This is a genomic window from Bradyrhizobium sp. SZCCHNR1053 (assembly GCF_032381235.1).
Lineage (GTDB): Bacteria > Pseudomonadota > Alphaproteobacteria > Rhizobiales > Xanthobacteraceae > Bradyrhizobium.
Genome location: NZ_JAUHJM010000012.1, coordinates 147651 through 165779, shown reverse-complemented (window position 1 = coordinate 165779; position 18129 = coordinate 147651). Strand labels below are relative to the sequence as shown.

At 66.0% G+C, this 18129-nt stretch carries 17 protein-coding genes; 10 read left to right on the top strand and 7 right to left on the bottom strand.

Annotated elements, in window-relative coordinates; translation table 11 throughout:
• Positions 1-11: 11 nt before the first annotated feature.
• From QX051_RS24400 to QX051_RS24370, 7 genes are all read left to right on the top strand, one after another.
• A complete protein-coding gene (locus QX051_RS24400; RefSeq protein ID WP_315777867.1) occupies positions 12-1016 on the top strand; it encodes an ABC transporter ATP-binding protein in 1005 nt (334 codons plus the stop codon).
• A 47-nt stretch (positions 1017-1063) separates the two neighbouring features.
• Positions 1064-1837, top strand: coding sequence for an SDR family NAD(P)-dependent oxidoreductase (locus tag QX051_RS24395; RefSeq protein ID WP_315777866.1), 774 nt, complete (start codon positions 1064-1066; stop codon positions 1835-1837).
• A 30-nt stretch (positions 1838-1867) separates the two neighbouring features.
• A complete protein-coding gene (locus QX051_RS24390) occupies positions 1868-3514 on the top strand; it encodes an FGGY-family carbohydrate kinase (protein WP_315777865.1) in 1647 nt (548 codons plus the stop codon).
• A gap of 2 nt (positions 3515-3516) precedes the next feature.
• A complete protein-coding gene (locus tag QX051_RS24385; protein ID WP_315777864.1) occupies positions 3517-4464 on the top strand; it encodes a carbohydrate kinase in 948 nt (315 codons plus the stop codon).
• A gap of 144 nt (positions 4465-4608) precedes the next feature.
• Positions 4609-5874, top strand: coding sequence for a glucose-1-phosphate adenylyltransferase (gene glgC, locus QX051_RS24380; RefSeq protein WP_315736073.1), 1266 nt, complete (start codon positions 4609-4611; stop codon positions 5872-5874).
• Positions 5871-7337 carry a glycogen synthase GlgA gene (glgA, locus tag QX051_RS24375; RefSeq protein WP_315777863.1) on the top strand — a complete coding sequence of 489 codons (1467 nt, stop codon included), beginning with the start codon at positions 5871-5873 and terminating at the stop codon, positions 7335-7337. The genes glgC and glgA overlap by 4 nt, the downstream gene beginning before the upstream one ends.
• 317 nt (positions 7338-7654) lie before the next feature.
• Complete coding sequence (locus tag QX051_RS24370) at positions 7655-9127, top strand: D-aminoacylase (protein WP_315777862.1); 1473 nt, start codon at positions 7655-7657, stop codon at positions 9125-9127.
• Positions 9128-9132: 5 nt separating this feature from the next.
• On the opposite strand, the gene QX051_RS24365 is transcribed toward QX051_RS24370, so the two are convergent.
• The 4 genes from QX051_RS24365 to QX051_RS24350 all read right to left on the bottom strand — a co-directional run bounded on the left by QX051_RS24365 (position 9133) and on the right by QX051_RS24350 (position 11518).
• A complete protein-coding gene (locus QX051_RS24365; RefSeq protein ID WP_315777861.1) occupies positions 9133-10011 on the bottom strand; it encodes a caspase family protein in 879 nt (292 codons plus the stop codon).
• Between the two features lie 32 nt (positions 10012-10043).
• On the bottom strand, positions 10044-10472 hold the full coding sequence (locus tag QX051_RS24360; protein WP_315777860.1) for a hypothetical protein: 429 nt from the start codon (positions 10470-10472) through the stop codon (positions 10044-10046).
• Positions 10473-10566: 94 nt separating this feature from the next.
• Complete coding sequence (locus QX051_RS24355) at positions 10567-11037, bottom strand: hypothetical protein (RefSeq protein ID WP_315777859.1); 471 nt, start codon at positions 11035-11037, stop codon at positions 10567-10569.
• A gap of 19 nt (positions 11038-11056) precedes the next feature.
• Positions 11057-11518, bottom strand: a complete 462-nt coding sequence (locus QX051_RS24350; RefSeq protein WP_315716327.1) for a DUF1843 domain-containing protein — start codon at positions 11516-11518, stop codon at positions 11057-11059.
• Between the two features lie 79 nt (positions 11519-11597).
• Between QX051_RS24350 and QX051_RS24345 the strand changes: the two genes are divergently transcribed.
• Entirely contained in the window at positions 11598-13094 is a 1497-nt protein-coding gene (locus tag QX051_RS24345) for a radical SAM/SPASM domain-containing protein (protein WP_315777858.1), read from the top strand.
• A gap of 88 nt (positions 13095-13182) precedes the next feature.
• The gene (locus tag QX051_RS24340) at positions 13183-13641 is read left to right on the top strand and encodes a hypothetical protein (RefSeq protein WP_315736088.1); all 459 of its coding nucleotides are present in this window, start codon (positions 13183-13185) and stop codon (positions 13639-13641) included.
• A 364-nt stretch (positions 13642-14005) separates the two neighbouring features.
• On the opposite strand, the gene QX051_RS24335 is transcribed toward QX051_RS24340, so the two are convergent.
• From QX051_RS24335 to QX051_RS24325, 3 genes are read right to left on the bottom strand one after another with little or no spacing between them, the layout of a single operon-like run.
• Positions 14006-14755, bottom strand: a complete 750-nt coding sequence (locus QX051_RS24335) for a CoA-transferase (RefSeq protein WP_315777857.1) — start codon at positions 14753-14755, stop codon at positions 14006-14008.
• Entirely contained in the window at positions 14752-15570 is an 819-nt protein-coding gene (locus QX051_RS24330) for a CoA transferase subunit A (protein WP_315777856.1), read from the bottom strand. The genes QX051_RS24335 and QX051_RS24330 overlap by 4 nt, the downstream gene beginning before the upstream one ends.
• A gap of 57 nt (positions 15571-15627) precedes the next feature.
• The gene (locus tag QX051_RS24325) at positions 15628-16686 is read right to left on the bottom strand and encodes a LacI family DNA-binding transcriptional regulator (protein WP_315736094.1); all 1059 of its coding nucleotides are present in this window, start codon (positions 16684-16686) and stop codon (positions 15628-15630) included.
• A gap of 122 nt (positions 16687-16808) precedes the next feature.
• On the opposite strand from QX051_RS24325, the gene QX051_RS24320 reads away from it, so the two are divergent.
• Complete coding sequence (locus QX051_RS24320) at positions 16809-18110, top strand: Xaa-Pro peptidase family protein (RefSeq protein ID WP_315758877.1); 1302 nt, start codon at positions 16809-16811, stop codon at positions 18108-18110.
• Positions 18111-18129: the final 19 nt, after the last annotated feature.

Below are 18129 nucleotides of genomic sequence, written 5' to 3'. Positions count from 1 at the left end.
AGGCTGGGACCATGGGACGGATCACGCTGGAAGGTGTGCAGAAATCGTTCGGGCCGGTCCACATCATCAAGGGCGCCGATCTCGACATCCCCGACGGCGCCTTCGTGGTGTTCGTCGGCCCCTCCGGCTGCGGCAAGACCACGCTGCTGCGGCTGATCGCAGGACTGGAGGACGTCTCGGGCGGCCGCATCCTGATCGACGGCAACAACGTCGTCGACGTGCCGCCGGCCAAGCGCGGCCTGTCGATGGTGTTCCAATCCTACGCGCTCTACCCGCATATGAGCGTGCGCGGCAACATCGCTTTCGGCTTGAAGATGGCCGGGCTGCCCAAGGCCGAGATCAACCAGAAGGTCGAGGCGGCCGCCGCGACCTTGAACCTCACGCCCTATCTCGACCGCAAGCCGCGCGAGCTCTCGGGCGGCCAGCGCCAGCGCGTCGCGATCGGCCGCGCCATCGTGCGCGAGCCCAAGGCGTTCCTGTTCGACGAGCCGCTGTCCAATCTCGATGCCGCGCTGCGGGTGCAGATGCGGCTCGAGGTGACGCGGCTGCAGAAGCAGCTCGGCACCACGGCGATCTACGTTACGCATGACCAGGTCGAGGCCATGACGATGGCTGACAAGATCGTGGTGCTCAATGCCGGCCGCATCGAGCAATACGGCTCGCCGATCGAGCTGTACCAGCGGCCGGCCAACCTTTTCGTCGCCGGCTTCATCGGCTCGCCGAAGATGAACCTCATCACCGGCGCGGAAGCGGACAAACACCATGCGACCACGATCGGCGTGCGGCCCGAGCATGTCGCGGTCGTCGATGACGGGCACGGTTGGCAGGGCAAGGTCGTGATCGCCGAGCATCTCGGCAGCGACACCTTTCTCTATGTCGATGCCGGCGCGCTCGGCACGCTCACGGTGCGCGTCGTCGGCGAAAAGCGCCTCGGTGCTGGCGACGCCGTGACGCTGCGGCCGGAGCCGAACCGGATCTACCGCTTCGATGCCAATGGCAATTCGATCTTCGCATGAGAGGTGACGTCCCCTCCGGGCGTCAACGACAACAACGGACGACGACGATGTATCTCGAAAAATTCAAACTGAACGGCAAGACCGCGTTGGTCACCGGCGGCGGGCAGGGCATTGGCCTTGCCTGCGTCGAGGCGCTGGCGGAGGCGGGCGCGCATGTCGTGATCGCCGATCGCGACGCCAAGGCGGCAGCGGACGGGCAGGCGGCGATGAAGGCCAAGGGCTATGACACCGAGACCGCGCTGATGGACGTCACCAACTCGGCTCAAGTCAACGAGGTGGCCGACGATCTGGTCGCGCGCTACGGCGGCCTCGACATCCTCGTCAACAACGCCGGCATCGCGCGCAGCGAGACGCCGGCCGAGACCGTCACCGACGAGCACTGGCTCAACGTGCTCGACGTCAACCTCAACGGCACCTTCTGGTGCTGCCGCGCCTTCGGCAAGCACATGCTGGCGGCGAAGAGCGGCACGATCGTCAATATCGGCTCGATGTCCGGCTTCATTGTCAACAAGCCGCAGGAGCAGTGCTTCTACAACGCCTCCAAGGCCGCAGTGCATCATCTGACCAAGTCGTTGGCGGCCGAATGGGGCGCGCGCGGCATCCGGGTCAACGCGGTCGCGCCGACCTATATCGAGACGCCGCTGAATGCCTTCGTGAAGAGCAATCCGCGCATGTACGACGCCTGGATCGGCGGAACCCCGATGGGCCGCATGGGGCAGGTCGAGGAGATCGCGTCAGTCGTCCTGTTCCTGGCCTCGGAAGCGGCAAGTTTGATGACCGGCAGCGTCGTCGTTGTCGATGGCGGCTACACTTGCTGGTAAGCTCGCGTCAAAATTTGACGGGAGCGAAACATGCGGCAGGCGTTCATCGGTGTCGATGTCGGCACAACCAGCACGCGCGCCGGGATTTTCGACTGTAACGGCCGCCTGCTTGCCGCGGCGCGGCATCCGATCCAGACCTGGCACGAGGCCGGCGACGTCGTCGAGCAGTCGTCCGACGACATCTGGCGTGCCTGCTGCGCCTCGGTCAAAGCCGCGCTGGCGGAAGCGGCGATCGCGCCGGAGCTGATCAAGGGCGTCGGCTTCGATGCCACCTGCTCGCTGGTGGCGCTGGACCCATCGGGTGCTCCCGTCACTGTCAGCAGCTCCGGCGCGTCCGCCCGCAACGTCATCGTCTGGATGGATCATCGCGCGCTGATGGAGGCGCGCGACATCAATGCGACCAGAGACGAGGTGCTGCGCTATGTCGGCGGTTCGATCTCACCGGAAATGCAGATGCCGAAGCTGCTGTGGCTGAAGCGGCACCTGCGCAAGAGTTTCGATGCAGCAGGCCACTTCTTCGATCTCGCCGACTTCCTGACCTGGCGTGCGTCAGGCTCTTTGGCGCGCTCGATGTGCACCGTCACCTGCAAATGGAATTATCTCGCGCATGAGACGCGCTGGAGCGCGGCCTACTTTCGCCGCATCGGGCTGGAGGATTTCGTCGCAGAAGATTTCGCGCGGATCGGCACCGAGATCGTTGCGCCTGGCACGCCGCTCGGCCGTGGGCTGTCGCAGGACGCGGCCGAAGAACTCGGACTGGTTGCAGGCACACCGGTCGGCGCGGCGCTGATTGATGCCCACGCCGGCGGCATCGGCGCGATCGGCGGCCGCGCGGCTGAGCGCGGCGAGGTCGATGTTTGCGAGCGCCTCGCCTATATCATGGGGACCTCGGCCTGCATCATGGCGACGACGCGCGCTCCGTCCTTCGTGCCCGGCGTATGGGGACCGTACTATCAGGGCATGGTGCCGGAGTTCTGGCTCAACGAGGGTGGCCAGTCCGCTGCGGGGGCTGCGATCGATCACCTGCTGCGCTCGCACCCGGCGTTTGCCGAGGCCACGGCCGCCGCGCGTGCCGAAGGGCTCGACGTCATCAGCTTTCTGGAGAAGCGGATCATGGCGCGAGTGCCGAATGCCGGCGCCGCTGCGCTGCTGGCGCGGGATCTCCACATCCTCCCTGAGTTTCTCGGCAACCGTTCGCCCTATGCCGATCCCGACTCGCGCGCCGTCATCGCCGGCCTCGATCTCGATACCGAAATCTCAGCGATGGAGCGGCTGTTCGTCGCGGGATTGTGCGGGCTCGCCTATGGCTTGGCCGACGTGATCGACGCCTTCGCCGCCAACGGCGTCAGCAGCCGGACGCTGGTCATGGCCGGCGGCGCCTCGCGCAGTCCGCTGGTGCGCCAGATCATGGCGGACACGACGGGGTTGACGGTGGCCTTGCCCGGCACCCAGGAGCCCGTGCTGCTCGGCGCGGCCATGCTCGGCGCGGTGGCGAGCGGCGGCTTTCGCTCGATCGGCGAAACGATGGCGTCGATGTCCTCGCTCGGCCGCCTCAGCGATCCGACCGAGCCGGGCATCGCGGCCTTCCATCGCCGCAAGCGCCGCATCCACGGCCTGCTGCGGACGCTTGATCGCGAGAGCCGTTCCGTGATGCATGGGGTCCATGGGGAGGCATGACCATGATCCTGAGCTGCGGCGATGCGCTGATTGATTTCGTCCCGGCCAGATCGGCCGATGGCCGCGATGCCTTGCGGCCGGTGGTCGGCGGCTCGTGCCTGAACGTCGCCGTCGGCGTGGCGCGGCTCGGTGCGCCCACGGGCTTTGTCGGCGGCATCTCGACCGACCTGTTCGGCACCATGATCGCGGCGCATGCGCAAGGCTCGAACGTCGATCTCGGCTACGCGACCCGCAGCCCTGACCAGACCACGCTCGCTTTCGTGCGCCATGTCGGCAGCGAGGCGCAGTATGCCTTCTACGACGCCGAGACCGCCGCGCGGAAATGGACGTTCCGGCCGGGCAGCATCCCCTTTGCCGACATTGATGCCATCCATGTCGGCTCGACGACGCTGATCCACGATCTCGGCGCCGCGCAGACCCGTGCGCTGATCGCCGCCACGCAGGGCGCGGTGACGATCTCCTTCGACCCGAACTGCCGCCCGAATCTGGTGACTGATAAGGCCGGCTATCGCGCTGACATGGATGGGTTTGCCGCAAGCGCCGACCTGATCAAGATGTCGGATGTCGATTTCGACTATCTGCATGGCCACGACGATTACGCTGCGCGGGCCGACGCGCTGCTGGCGCGCGGCACCGGCCTGGTCGTCGTCACGCGGGGTCCCAAGGGGGCGCTCGGCTGGCATGCGCAAGCCGGCGCGGTCGAAGTCGCGGTCCCCCAGGTCGAGGTGGTCGATACGATCGGGGCCGGCGACACATTCCAGGCGGGGCTCTTGTTCGCGCTGCGCAAGCTCGGCCGCATCGGCCGGGAGGCCCTGAGGGGATTGAGCCAGACCGAATTGCGCAAGGTGCTCGCCTTTGCCGGGGCGTGTGCGGCCGTCACCTGCACCCGCGAGGGCGCCGACCCGCCGCGCTGGGACGACATGGCTGCAACCTGGGATCGCCTGGGCTGAAGCACCCCATTGCACTCGTCATTGGGAACTGGTTGGCTGTTCCCTCGTCATATGTGAGTACCGGGAGACGGAGCGCGATCGCGAGACGCCCCTGTCCGGGCCGCGGAATTCTTGACGCGACAACGAGTTGCAGGGAGGAGAACCATGGCACCCGCCGCACGGACCGAGCCGCTGTCTCGTCACGCGCTGGCCTTCGTGTTGGCCGGCGGACGCGGCAGCCGGCTGCTGGAGCTGACCGACCGGCGCGCCAAGCCCGCCGTCTATTTCGGCGGCAAGTCGCGCATCATCGATTTCGCGCTGTCGAACGCCGTGAACTCCGGCATCCGTCGCATCGCGGTGGCGACGCAGTACAAGGCGCACAGCCTGATCCGGCATCTGCAGATGGGCTGGAACTTCTTCCGTCCCGAGCGTAACGAGAGCTTCGACATCCTGCCAGCCAGCCAGCGCGTTTCGGAGACGATGTGGTACGTCGGAACGGCCGACGCCGTGTACCAGAACATCGACATCCTCGAGACCTACAACACGAAATACATCGTCGTGCTGGCCGGCGATCACATCTACAAGATGGACTACGAGCTGATGCTGCAGCAGCATGTCGACCAGCGCGCCGACGTCACCGTCGGCTGCCTGGAGATGCCGCGCGAGGAATCCTCAGGCTTCGGCGTCATGCACATCAATGAGGACGACACGATCCGCGACTTCATCGAGAAGCCGGCCGATCCGCCGCCGATGCCGGGCAAGCCCGACAGGTCGCTCGCGAGCATGGGCATCTATGTGTTCGACGCAAAGTTCCTGTTCGAGGAGCTGAAGCGCGACGCCGCGGACCCGAATTCCAACCATGATTTCGGCCGCGACATCATTCCCTACATCGTCAGGAACGGCCGCGCCGTGGCGCACCAGTTCTCGCGCTCCTGTGTCCGCGCCGCCCACGATCAGGGCAGCTACTGGCGCGACGTTGGAACGGTGGACGCCTATTGGGCGGCCAATCTGGATCTGACGGACGTCGTGCCCGAGCTCGATCTCTACGATCGCTCCTGGCCGCTCTGGACCTATTCGGAGATCACGCCGCCGGCCAAGTTCGTCCATGACACGGATGGCCGTCGCGGCGAGGCGACGTGCTCGCTGGTGTCCGGGGGCTGCATCGTCTCCGGTGCCCAGGTGCAGCGCTCGCTGCTGTTCACCGGCGCTCATCTGCATTCCTATGCCAAGCTGCAGAACGCGGTGCTGCTGCCCTACGTCAACGTCGCGCGCCATGCGCGCCTCACCAACGTGGTGGTCGATCGCGGCGTGCAGATTCCGGAGGGGCTCGTGGTCGGCGAGGATCCGGAGTTCGACGCCAAGCGGTTCAGGACAACGGAGAACGGCGTGACCTTGATTACCCAGCCGATGATCGATGGGCTCAATTCATGACGCCACTGCGCGTTCTGTCGGTTGCCTCCGAGGTCTATCCCATCGTCAAGACGGGCGGCCTCGCCGATGTCGTCGGCGCCTTGCCGTGGGCGCTGATGGCGGAGGACGTCGAGGTCCGCACGCTGATCCCGGGTTACCCCGCAGTCATGACCGCGCTGGAGCAGGCCAGCGAGATCAGCTCGCTGCCGAACTTCTTCGGCGGCAATGCCCGGCTGCTCGGCGGCAGTCATGGTGCGCTCGATCTGTTCGTGCTCGATGCGCCGCATCTCTATGACCGCGAGGGCAACCCGTATCTGGGACCCGACGGCAAGGACTGGCCGGACAATGCGTTCCGCTTCGCGGCGCTGGCGCGAGCGGCGTCCTATATCGGCCTCGGCGCGGTGCCGGCCTTCGTGCCCGACATCGTCCACGGCCACGACTGGCAGGCCGGGCTCGTGCCGGCCTATCTGCTCTACAGCCACCGGCCGCATCCGGGCACGGTCATGACCGTGCATAATCTCGCCTTCCAGGGCCGCTTTCCGCGTCACTTCCTGCCGCCGCTCGGCCTGCCGCCGGAATCCTTCTCGATCTACGGCCTCGAATATTACGGCGACATCAGCTTCCTCAAGGCGGGACTGCAATTCGCCGACAAGATCACGACGGTGTCGCCGACCTACGCCCGGGAGATCCAGAGCGACGAGCAGGGCATGGGCCTCGGCGGCCTGCTGCGCCAGCGCGCGTCCGACCTCGTCGGCATCCTCAACGGCATCGATACGGCCGTGTGGGATCCCGGCAGCGATTCGGCCATCCCATCGCCTTTCGGCATCGAGCGGATCGAGGCGCGGGCACCGAACAAGGCGGCGCTGCAGACCCGCATGGGCCTGCAGGTCGCGCCGGAGACGTTCCTGCTCGGTGTCGTCAGCCGGCTGACGTCGCAGAAGGGATTGGACCTGCTGCTATCCTGCCTGCCGACCTTGACCGGTAGCGGGATTCAGCTGGCCCTGCTTGGCGACGGCGAGGCCGAACTGCGCGACGCATTCCGCGCAGCCGCCGCGCACCATCCAGGGCAGATCGGCGTCGTCATCGGCTATGACGAGAGCCTGGCGCACCTCATTCAGGCCGGCTGCGACGCGCTGGTCGTGCCGTCGCGGTTCGAGCCGTGCGGCCTGACGCAGCTCTGCGCCCTGCGCTATGGCGCGCTGCCGATCGTCACCGCCGTGGGCGGCCTCGCCGACACCGTCATCGACGAGACCGAGGCCGGCGTCGCCGCAACGGGGTTCAAGTGCGCCTCCGTGACGGCGGAGGCGCTCGATCAGACCCTGCGCCGTGCCGCTGCGGCCTTCTACGCCTCGCGCAGCAACGCCGCGAACTGGACCCGCATGCAGCTCAATGCGATGCTGACCGACGTGTCGTGGCGGCACCGCGCCGGCCGTTATGCCGAACTCTACCGGCAGATCGTCGCGCAGCGGCGGCCGGCGGGTTGAAGGACGACTGCGTTACGACCACCGTCATTCCGGGGCAAGGCCGCGGGCCTTGAACCCGGAATCTCGATGTTGTCTTGCGTCCGTTCCTGAAATCTCGGGATTCCGGTTTCAATCGTCAACGTGTTGCCGCTTCGCGGCTGCGCATTGACGATTGCCCCGGAATGACGGTGACATCGCGCTCCTTGTTGACGCAGTGCCAGCGGTCGCGGGGCTTGCAGCCCAGCCCAGCGCGCACCTCATGCCGATCCCGCTGGACGCCCAGAGGCGTGCAGCGGATAGTCCCGCCAGCTCCGATCAATATCCCCGCGCGAGACCTCATGACCGATACCCAGCCTTCCTCCGACTCCTTCGACCTGATCATCCGCGGCGGCACCGTCATCGACGGCACGCGCGCGCCACGTTTCGAGGCCGATGTCGGCATCAAGGACGGTCGCATCGTCGCCTTCGGCGAGCTTGGTGGCCGCAAGGCTGCACGCGTCATCGACGCCACCGGCCACATCGTTGCGCCGGGCTTCATCGACTCCCACACCCATGACGACAGCGCGGTGCTGGTCGATCCCGACATGATCTGCAAAGTCTCGCAGGGCGTGACCTCCGTCGTGACCGGCAATTGCGGCGTCAGCATCGCGCCGCTGAAGCCGGGCTCGCCGCGGCCGATGCCGCTCGGCCTGCTGTCGCCCGGCGACGGTCGGGTCGCAGAGTACGCCTCGTTTGCGGACTACGTGGCTGCACTGCGCGCGGCACCGGCCGCCGTCAACGTTGCGCCGATGGTCGGCCACACCGCGCTGCGCGCCTCGGTCGTGAGCGACCTCGGCCGGGCCGCGACCGACGCGGAGATCGCCGAGATGCGGGCTCATGTGCAGGAGGCGCTCGACGCCGGCGCCATCGGCGTCTCGACCGGGACGTTCTATCCGCCGGCGGAGGCGGCGCCGACCGAGGAGATCATCGAGATCTGCCGGCCGCTCACCGGCAGCGGCGGCGTCTACGCGACGCACATGCGCAACGAGGCGAACGACGTGATCAAGTCGCTGGAGGAGAGCTTTGCCATCGGCAAGACGCTCGACGTTCAGGTCGTGATCTCGCATCACAAGGTGGTGGGCCCGGCCAATTTCGGCCGCACCAAGGAGACGCTGCCGCTGATCACGAAGGCGATGAGCTGCCAATGCGTCGCGCTGGACTGCTACCCCTACAACGCCTCGTCGACCATGCTGCACACCGATCCGGCCAAGCTGCAGGTCAGGGTCGTTGTCGCGGCCTCCGGGCCGCATCCCGAAGTGGCGGGTCGCGATCTCGCCGACATCGCCGCCGGCTGGGGCGTCGACCGGCTCGAAGCGGCAAAGCGGCTGCAGCCGGCGTCGGCGATCTACTTCGCGATGGATGAGGCCGACGTGCAGACCATCCTCGCCTTCGAGCCGACCATGATCGGCTCCGACGGCCTGCCGTTCGGCGAGCGTCCGCATCCGCGGCTCTGGGGCACGTTCCCGCGCGTGCTCGGCTATTACTGCCGCGAGCTCGAGCTGTTCTCGCTGGAAACCGCGGTCTGGAAGATGAGCGGGCTGACCGCGCAGAATTTCGGCATCAAGGGACGCGGCACGATCGCGATCGGCAACCACGCCGACATCACGATCTTCGATGCGGCCAGCGTGCGTGATAGCGCGACCTATGATGACCCCTGCGTGCCGGCCGCCGGCATCGAGGCCGTCATCGTCAACGGCGCGCTGACCTGGTGGCAGGGGGCGCACCAGAAGGCGCATGCGGGGCAGGTGATCACGCGCGCATCATTGCAGTGATCTAGCTAGATCGTGAACGGGCGCTGGCTGTCGTACTCACGATCTTCCTTGCCGATCCTGTAATGGTTCGGCGATTGCGTCGGCAGCATCTTGCGCTGAATCTGAAGGTGGAAATCGTTGTAATTGCCCTTGAATTGACCGTTCGCCCAGACCAGCAGCAGCGCCGCGGTGAAGACGCTGTTGATGGCGCCATCGAATGACACCTGATTGTCCTGGCAGCCCGAGATCAGACGGATGCTGGCCTTGGCGACATCGCTCGACTCCGCACCCGGCCCGCCCTTCGCGGCCCGGCCGATGGCTTCATAAAATGCGCGGTTCTGCTCATAAGTACGGAGGGCGATATCCTGCGGCAAGAACTTGGGCGCATAGCTGATCCCTTTCGTCGCGGCCCTGCCGGCCACGGCGATATCCAAATTCCCGGCGAAGCCGGCGGCCTGCGCCATCTCGTAGTAGCTCACCTTGGCCACAGTGCCGCTATGGCAGGAATCGGAGAGAATCAGAACGCGAACGCCATCGGCGATCGCGCCGTACACGCGATAGAGTTCATCATCGATCATCTGTCCGTCATAGAGGCACCAGGTCTCATCGAGTGCGTCGATCTCGTCACCGTCGAGGTCCTGAACCTGACTGCCGTGGCCCGAATAGGTGAGCAGCAGAATGTCTCCGCTGTTCAAGTCGCGGGCGGCCATCGTCAGCATGTCAGTCACGGCGCCGCGCGTGGCCTGCTCGCTGAGCAGAATGCCGGTCCGATAGCCCGCCGTCTTCGCAATCGCCTCCATCGCGCGCGCATCATTCTCACAGGCGTTCAGCTTGCCGTCCCACCCAGCATAGTGCTTCGGGTCCAGCCGATTGAGACCGATATGCAGCGAAATGCCCTTGGCCATTTCTGTCCCCCTGATGTCTCGGCTCGCAAACATCAAGCCGGCGGTTCGAGCCGATTGCCGCTTTCCGTGACCACCCAGGCGCAGACCGCGCAGATCGCATCGCCGTAGTCGCCGTGCCAACGGCAGTTCGCGCGGATCGAACACCGCGGCAGCGCCACGGTCCACTCATTCGGCAGGAGCTCCAGCCCGTGCTCGTTCAGGATCTTGGCGACGCCACAGCGCTTGCCGTCCCACTTCCCGCAGCCGCGCGCGAGGCACGGCGACGAGAAGCGGAAGCGCTGTTCCGGCGGACGTCCCTGCCGGGCGATTGCGACGAAGGCGGCGTCGACCTCGAAGCGCTCGGGAATGAAATCGATCCGGCCCTCGGCATTGACGATGCCGAGCAGCGTGTTGCCGTCGGCGCAGCGCGAACTCGGGCACATCGGCACCGACTTCGGCTTCACGGATGCTGCATCGGACATCGCCTGAACGCCTCTCGATTCGCTCTCGCCTCGCCCGGCTTGCTTGGTCTGGACATCGCCGTGATCCGAACGTGTGCCGGGCATTCGACCGCACTCAGGGATTATCCAGCTTCGGTCGATAGACAGCTCCGTAAATTTGGGAGCCAGGTCCCGCTCCGAACGCCTTGATCTGCGACAGCGGCGTCGCAACCATGTCGCCGCGCGTATCGAGCTTTGCGATTTCGGCCGTCACCGCCTTCTGAATGGCTTGCTCGATCTCAGACTTCAACTGGTCGGAGAGCGGAGCGCCATCGATCTGAGCGACGAAGCGCTCCATCTCCGGCGCCGGCGCCGCCTTGGCGCCTCCACGCTTCGCAATCTCAGCGTCCAAAGCGGCCAGCGCAGCGACAAGATCACCCTGGACGCCGACGATCTGGCGCGCATGGTCGCGCAACGACACCAGATCGTCGATGGATGCGGGCCCTTTGACGGCCGCCGCCAACGCGTTGCCAATGGCAACGCCATAGACCATGATTGCTCCACCGGCGAAGGATGCGATTCCGCCAGCTGTACTCTTCTCGGTCATGATGTCCCCCTCCAAACCTTCAAGGCGCTGACTGAAGATCGATCGTGGCGATCAGACCCGCAGTGGCGCCGCCGTGCGTTCCCCCGAACGATTGGATTTGAGACAACGCCGTGATCTTCAGGTCGCCGCCGCTATCGTGAGCGGCAATGGCAGCCTTCACCGCATTATTGACGGCCTGCTCGATGCTCTGTCTCGCCTGTGGCTCGATCGGAAGGCCGGTGATCTGCACGGTGAAGCGTTCGGATGGCACGACCTCGGCAGGCGCCGCGCCCTTGGCGGCCGCCTGTCCGCCGCGCTTGACGATTTCCTCGTCGAGCGCGTTCACCGCAGAAACCAGATCGCCTTGAGCGTCGACGATTGCCTTCGCGTGCGAGCGCAATGTGACCAACTCATCCAGAGTGATACCGCCACTTGCGAGCGCATTGCCGATCGCAAGGCCGTACAGAGGCACCACTCCGCCTGGAACGCCTTCCTTCGCCAAATTCGCCTCCCTCGTCCTCTATACAATCTAAGGTTAGTATTTTACGATACCAATCGTCAACGATGTCGCGGCAAATTTCATGTTCTCTCGTGTACCCCACGCCGATACCGAGATGCCGGTCCGATCAATCCCTTCCGGCGGCTTGCCTACCGCTCAACCGCGCTATGTGGTCTGGGAGATCACGCTTCTCTGCAACCTGAAGTGCAGCCATTGCGGGTCCCGGGCCGGCGCACCTCGCAATGACGAGCTGACCACCGCGGAATGCATCGCTCTGATTGGCGAACTTGCGCGCGCTGGCACCAAGGAGATCGTTCTGATCGGCGGCGAAGCTTACCTCCGCCCCGATTGGCTAGTCCTCGTCGAGGAGATCACTCGTAACGGCATTGTCTGCGGCCTGCAGACCGGCGCCCGGGCACTCACGGAAACGAAGATCGAAGCAGCCGCGCGCGCCGGACTCAAGACCGTCGGCGTTTCCATCGACGGCCCGGCCGCTACACATGATCGGCTCCGCGGTATCAAGGGCAGCCACGGCCAAGCGGTGGCCGCGCTCCGGAACGCGCGAAAGCATGGGCTGATGGCGACCGCCAACTCGCAGGTCAATCGTCTTACCCTGGGGGGCCTGCGCGACATTTTCGATACGATCGTCGACGCCGGGGCCTCCGCCTGGCAGATTCAGCTCACCGTGCCCATGGGCAATGCGGCCGATGCTCCATCCTTGCTGCTGCAGCCCTTCGATCTCGCTGCGCTGATGCCGGAGCTGTTTGCACTGTTCGAAGAGGGCCTCGATCGCGGCCTGCAGCTTATGCCCGGTAACAACATCGGGTATTTTGGTCCATACGAAGCGGCTTGGCGCAGTACCTCCGGACGATTCGAATACTACGGCGGCTGCCAGGCCGGACGGGCTGGCCTGGGAATCGAGGCTGACGGCGCCATCAAGGGCTGCCCGTCGCTCCCCACGGCCGCCTATGTCGGCGGCAATATCCGCGATCGATCATTTACCGACATCTGGAACGACAGCGCCGAACTGCGTTTCATGCGCGATCTCGACGAGAGCCGCGGGCGCCGCTGGGGGTTCTGCGCCAAGTGCTACTATGGTCCGATTTGCCGCGCCGGGTGCAGTTGGACCGCGCACGTGCTGTCGGGACGGCCTGGCAACAATCCGTTCTGCCACTACCGGGTATTGCGGCTGGCCGAACGCGGCTGGCGCGAGGTGATCGTGCAGCGGACGAGGCCATCGGGACGACAGCCGTTCGACCATGGCTGCTTCGACATCATGATCGAGGACGCCCACGGCGGCCGATACGGCCAGGAAGCGTACGCGAGCGACGAGTTCCAGGATCTCGCGCCTGACGCTGCGGCGAGGCTGGACCAGCTGCTGCTCTGCGAGTCCTGCAAGCACTTCTTCTATCAGGGAGAGCCGGAATGCCCGCATTGCCGCGCAGGCGCGGACGCAACGAACAGTGCCGATGATCACGTGCGGGTCGTGCAACGCGTCATGCAGCACCACAACGAGATCGAACAAATACTGCGCCGTATCGCGGCGCCCGCCGGACCGAAGGGCGCCTCCGCAGGTTGAGCGGAGTCGTTCTTCGGTGCCTACGGCCGCGGGAAGGCGCTGGCGAAAGTCGTCTGGTCCAATCAAACCCAACCGAGGAGAGTATCCCATGAATGCAAATGAAGACGTCAGAGCCGCGTTGGCGAACATTCCCGTGTCCTGGCTGCACATGCCGGCTTTGGCGTTCGCGGAAGCAGGAGCAGCGGGCGCGAAGGAATTCGGGCCGAAGATCGCGCCCGCCGTGCTGGCGCTCGGCGCTGCAGCCGCAGGAGCGATCGTCGGCGGTGGCCTGCAACTCACGCATCAATACCTTCACGACCGCAAAGCCGGACCTGTATCGTATCAGGGCATCGACAAGGTGATCTGCACGGCGACCTTCGCCGAGATCGAAGCAGCCGCAACGCGCATCTACCAGGAGTGCGCCCAGGCCAAGGACGGCAATACGCTGCAGCAGATCATCGATACTGCGGCAGGCGCGAAGTTCGTTCCGGCGCTGGTGCCCGTTGCCGGAGCGGCGGCGGCCTTCATTGCCGGTGTCTATGCCGGTGCTGCGGCGGCACGTCACTGATCAACAGTGAAACTGATCAACGCTGAAGGTGGGCGCGCGGCTTGCCCGTGCGCCGGTTTCACAGGTGCGGCATCGCATGATGCCGACCGAGTCGATTGGCGGCTTTGGCCCCCCGGGCATCGTGGACGGTGTGTGCGCCAGACCCGCCGCGACCAGCGGCGGCAAACCGTTCCGGTCGCAGCATAGCTCAGCGGAATGGCGATAGGCCCTTCTGAGTTTTCTTACTTCGTTCGTCCATTTAAGCCTTTGGCGGATTTGCCGAGTTCAAAATGCCCGCCCCGCGGCGTGCGGTGGCCTATCCATCCAATTGGCGATCCAATTTGGCGTCGGCACCAGCATGGACAGGCGTAGCCTGGATCGCTAGCTAAGCCGCTGCAGCCATCGCGCGCGCGAATTCCGGATAGCATTCGGCGAGCTCGTCGAGGATCCGGCCGCGGATCAGCTCGACCGTCGCCCGGTCCGGCGCGGGCGTCGGCGGCACGATCTCCGGCACCGCATAATCGAATCCGGTACGATCGCGCACGTCCTCTGCCGAGTAGCCGGGATGCACCGTGCGCAGCCGGAAGCCGCCGCGCTCGCGGTCGAAATCGAACAGCGCCAGATTGGTCAGCAGCGCATGCGGTCCGCCGCGGCGCCTCACCTCCGGCGTGGTCGCCGCGGCGCTGACGAAATCCACCTTCGGCACCAGCACGCGCGGCGAATGCTCCTCGCGAAACAGGATCACCCGCGGAATGAGATGGTAGAGATAGGCCGAGCCGAACGAGCCCGGCCAACGCACATCCATCCGCGGATAGTCGCCGGTGCCGACCAGGTTGATGTTGCCGGCGCCGTCGATCTGGCCGCCGCCGAGAAAGAACGCGTCGACGCGGCCCTGCGCGGCGCAGTCGAACAGCTCGACGCCGCCATTGGTGAAGAAATTGTGCCGGCTCGAGCCGAGGATCGAGATGCGGACAGGCGGCTTGCCCTGTTGCGCGTTGCGTGCGCGCAGCAGCATCGCGCCGGCCGCCGGGATCGGCGACGAGGCGCCGACGGCGACATGGCGGATGCCATCGAGCAGGTCGGCGATGACGGTGATCAGCAGTTCTTTGCGTGCGCGCTCGTCGTGCATGGTCATGCCACCTCCTTGCTGCGGGTCAGGAAGGCGGCGAGATAGGTGCGAAAGCCCTCGTCGGTGCGCGCCATCGCGGCGTAGCGCGAAAGCTCGGCGCCATCGGTCTCGTACTCGTCCCACAGCGGCAGCGGCCAGGCCCCGTTCTCGGCGACTGCGATCGCATCGACATAGAGCGTCGGCAGCACGCCGGCGGCGGAGTCCTCGGTCGCCATCAAATCGCGATCGACGATACGCTCGACGGTGACCAGCGTGCGCTTCGCCGCATAGGCCATCGTCGCCAGCTCACGGTAGCGGCCGATGCGGACATTGCCGAAGCGGTCGGCCTCGGGGGCATGAAACAGCGCCACGTCGGGCGTGATCGCCGGCACCACGACCACCTTGCCGGGCTCGCCGACCGGACTGTCGATCACCTTCCAATCGGGGCGGACCTGCAGCAGATCGCTGCCGATGATGCCGGCGATCGGCATGAACGGCACGCCCTTCTGCCCGGCCAGCAGGCCGGCATGGATCGCAGGGCAGGTGGCATCGCGCAGGCGGATGCTGCCGTCGCGCACGGCCGCGACGAAGCGCGGTGCGCCGCCGGCCTCGCCGAGCGAGACGGCGCTGGTTTCCACCACCGCGGCCACGCCGGCGCCGATCAGCAGATCGGCCTGGAGGCCCGATATCGGCACGCAGACGAGATGCAGCCCGGTGAGGCCGGCCTCGATCATCGCTGCCGTCGCCGCCATCGAGACGCCGGCACGGTCGACCGGGATCGCGATCGATTGCCCCGGTGCGATGGATGCGACGAGCACCTCCAGGCCGACCATCTCCGTCATCGGCGTATCCTCCCGTTGTTGCTTTGCCGCGCAGTGTAGCGATGCCTCGCGGACCTGTCAGTGCTCGTATGCGACCGTCGAGCCGCGGATGATGAGCTCCGGCGCCAGGACGATGTGGTCGGTCGCTGCCTCGCGCCCGGCAAGGCGGTCGAGCAGCAGCCGCGCCGCGGCTTCCCCCATGTCGCGCTGGGCGATCCGCACCGTGGTCAGCGGCGGCGCGACCATGTCGACGAACGGCATGTCGTTGTGGCCGACCACGGAGATATCACCGGGGCAGGTCAGGCCGCGCGCGGCGAGCGCGTCATAGACGCCGAGCGCCAGCAGATCATTGGCGGCGACGATTGCGGTTGGGCGCGTCCGCCGCGCGAGCAGGCGCAGCGCAGCCTCGCGACCCGCCGCACGCGTATAAGTTTCGACGGCTTCGACCGGCGTATGGCGGGCCGACAGTCCCGCAGCCCTGATGCTGGCCTCGAAGCCGGCGCGGCGGCGTGCGCCGGTCGAGATGTGCTGCGGGCCCGCGACGTGACCGATGCGCCGGTGGCCGAGCGCGACGAGATGCTGGACGGCGAGACGCATGCCGGCGGCGTCGTCGCTTGCTGCCGAGGGCAGGAGTCCGGCGGCGTCGACGCGATTGACAAGCACCACCGGCAGCGCTGCATCCAGGCAGTGCTTCACGACGTCGTCACGCAAACTCACCGTCGCCAGTACCAGACCGTCGACGCCGCGCGCGATCAGCCGGTCGACGAGATCCCGCTCCGACCCCTCTGTGCCGGCGTCGGCCACGATCGTCGCATAGCCCTGCGCGTGGAGATGATCGGCGATGCCGGACAGCATCGGCGGAAAGCCGGGGTCGGCGATATCCGGCGCGAGCACGCCGATCAGGCCGCTGCGTCCGGTGCGCAGGCCCTTGGCGGCCATGTTCAGCCGGTAGCCGAGCGCGTTGGCTGCGGCCTGGATCTTGTCCGCGACATCGGCAGCGACGAGGTGCTTCATCGCCGGGCTGAGCGCGCGCGAGACCGTCGAGGGATGCACACCGCAACGGGCGGCGACGTCCTTGATCGTCGGGCGCGAGGACGACGCATGCAGGCCTGCTGCCGGTCGCAATGTCCGTTTCATTCCCAGCCTCTGATGTCGCCGCGCAACGACGTTTTGATCATGCTATACCTTGACACGCTTTGCGTGTATGCAATAAATTCGGCTTTGCAATCGATTGCAATAGAACAATGGGAAACGTCCACATGACAGCGAGCGCGCTGAAGCCGCATCTGGTCAGCCCGGAGCATCTCGATCCGCATTGGCGCTGGGGGCGGGCGATTCCGTCGCATGGCCATGTCTCGGTGGATTTCGAGCGCCGCGTCGATTTCGACAGGTTGCGGCGCTACCGGCTGGCGCGGGCGCGCGCGGCGCTGAAGGCGTCGGGCTATGGTGCGCTGCTGCTGTTCGACGTCAACAACATTCGCTACGTGTCCGGCACCAAGATCGGCGAATGGGAGCGCGACAAGCTGTGCCGTTTCGCGCTGCTGGCCGGCGACGGCGAGCCGATCGTGTGGGATTTCGGCTCGGCGGCCGTCCACCATCGTCTGTTCTGTGACTGGCTGGCGCCGGAGAATTGCCGCGCCGGCATGCTCGGGATGCGCGGCACCGTGCCGCCGGCCGTCGGGCTGATGAAGGCGCATGCCGAGGAGGTCATGAGCCTTTTGCGCGCCGCAGGCGTTGCCGACATGCCTGTCGGCGTCGACCTTGCGGAAACGGCGATGTTCTTCGAGCTGCAGAAGGCCGGCATGAAGGTGGTCGATGGCCAGCAGGTCATGCTGGACGCGCGCGAGATCAAGAACATCGACGAGATCATGCTGCTCAACCAGGCCGCGGCCATGGTCGACGGCGTCTATCATTCGATCTACGAGCACCTGAAGCCGGGCGTGCGTGAGAACGACATCGTCGCGCTTGCCAACAAGATGCTCTACGAGATGGGCTCCGACGACGTCGAGGCGATCAACGCCATCTCCGGTGAGCGCTGCAATCCGCATCCGCACAATTTCACCGACCGCATCCTGCGTCCGGGCGACCAGGCGTTCTTCGACATCCTGCAGTCCTATCAGGGCTACCGGACCTGCTACTACCGCACTTTCAACGTCGGCCGCGCCACGCCGGCGCAGCACGACGCCTACAAGCAGTGCCGCGAATGGCTCGACAATGCGATCGCGCTGATCAAGCCGGGCGTCTCGACCGACACCGTGGCCAAGGTCTGGCCTAAGGCCGAGGAGTTCGGCTTTCCCTCGGAGATGGCGGCCTTCGGCCTGCAGTTCGGCCACGGCCTCGGGCTCGCGCTGCATGAGCGCCCGATCATCTCGCGGCTGGTCTCGCTGGACAATCCGATGGAGATCAAGACCGGCATGGTGTTCGCGCTTGAGACCTACTGTCCGGCGACCGACGGCTTCTCGGCTGCGCGTATCGAGGAGGAGGTGGTGGTCACCGACAAGGGCTGTCAGGTGATCACGCTGTTCCCGGCCGAGGAATTGCCGATCGCCAACCGCTACTGAGCGAAGCAGGTCAAAGGGA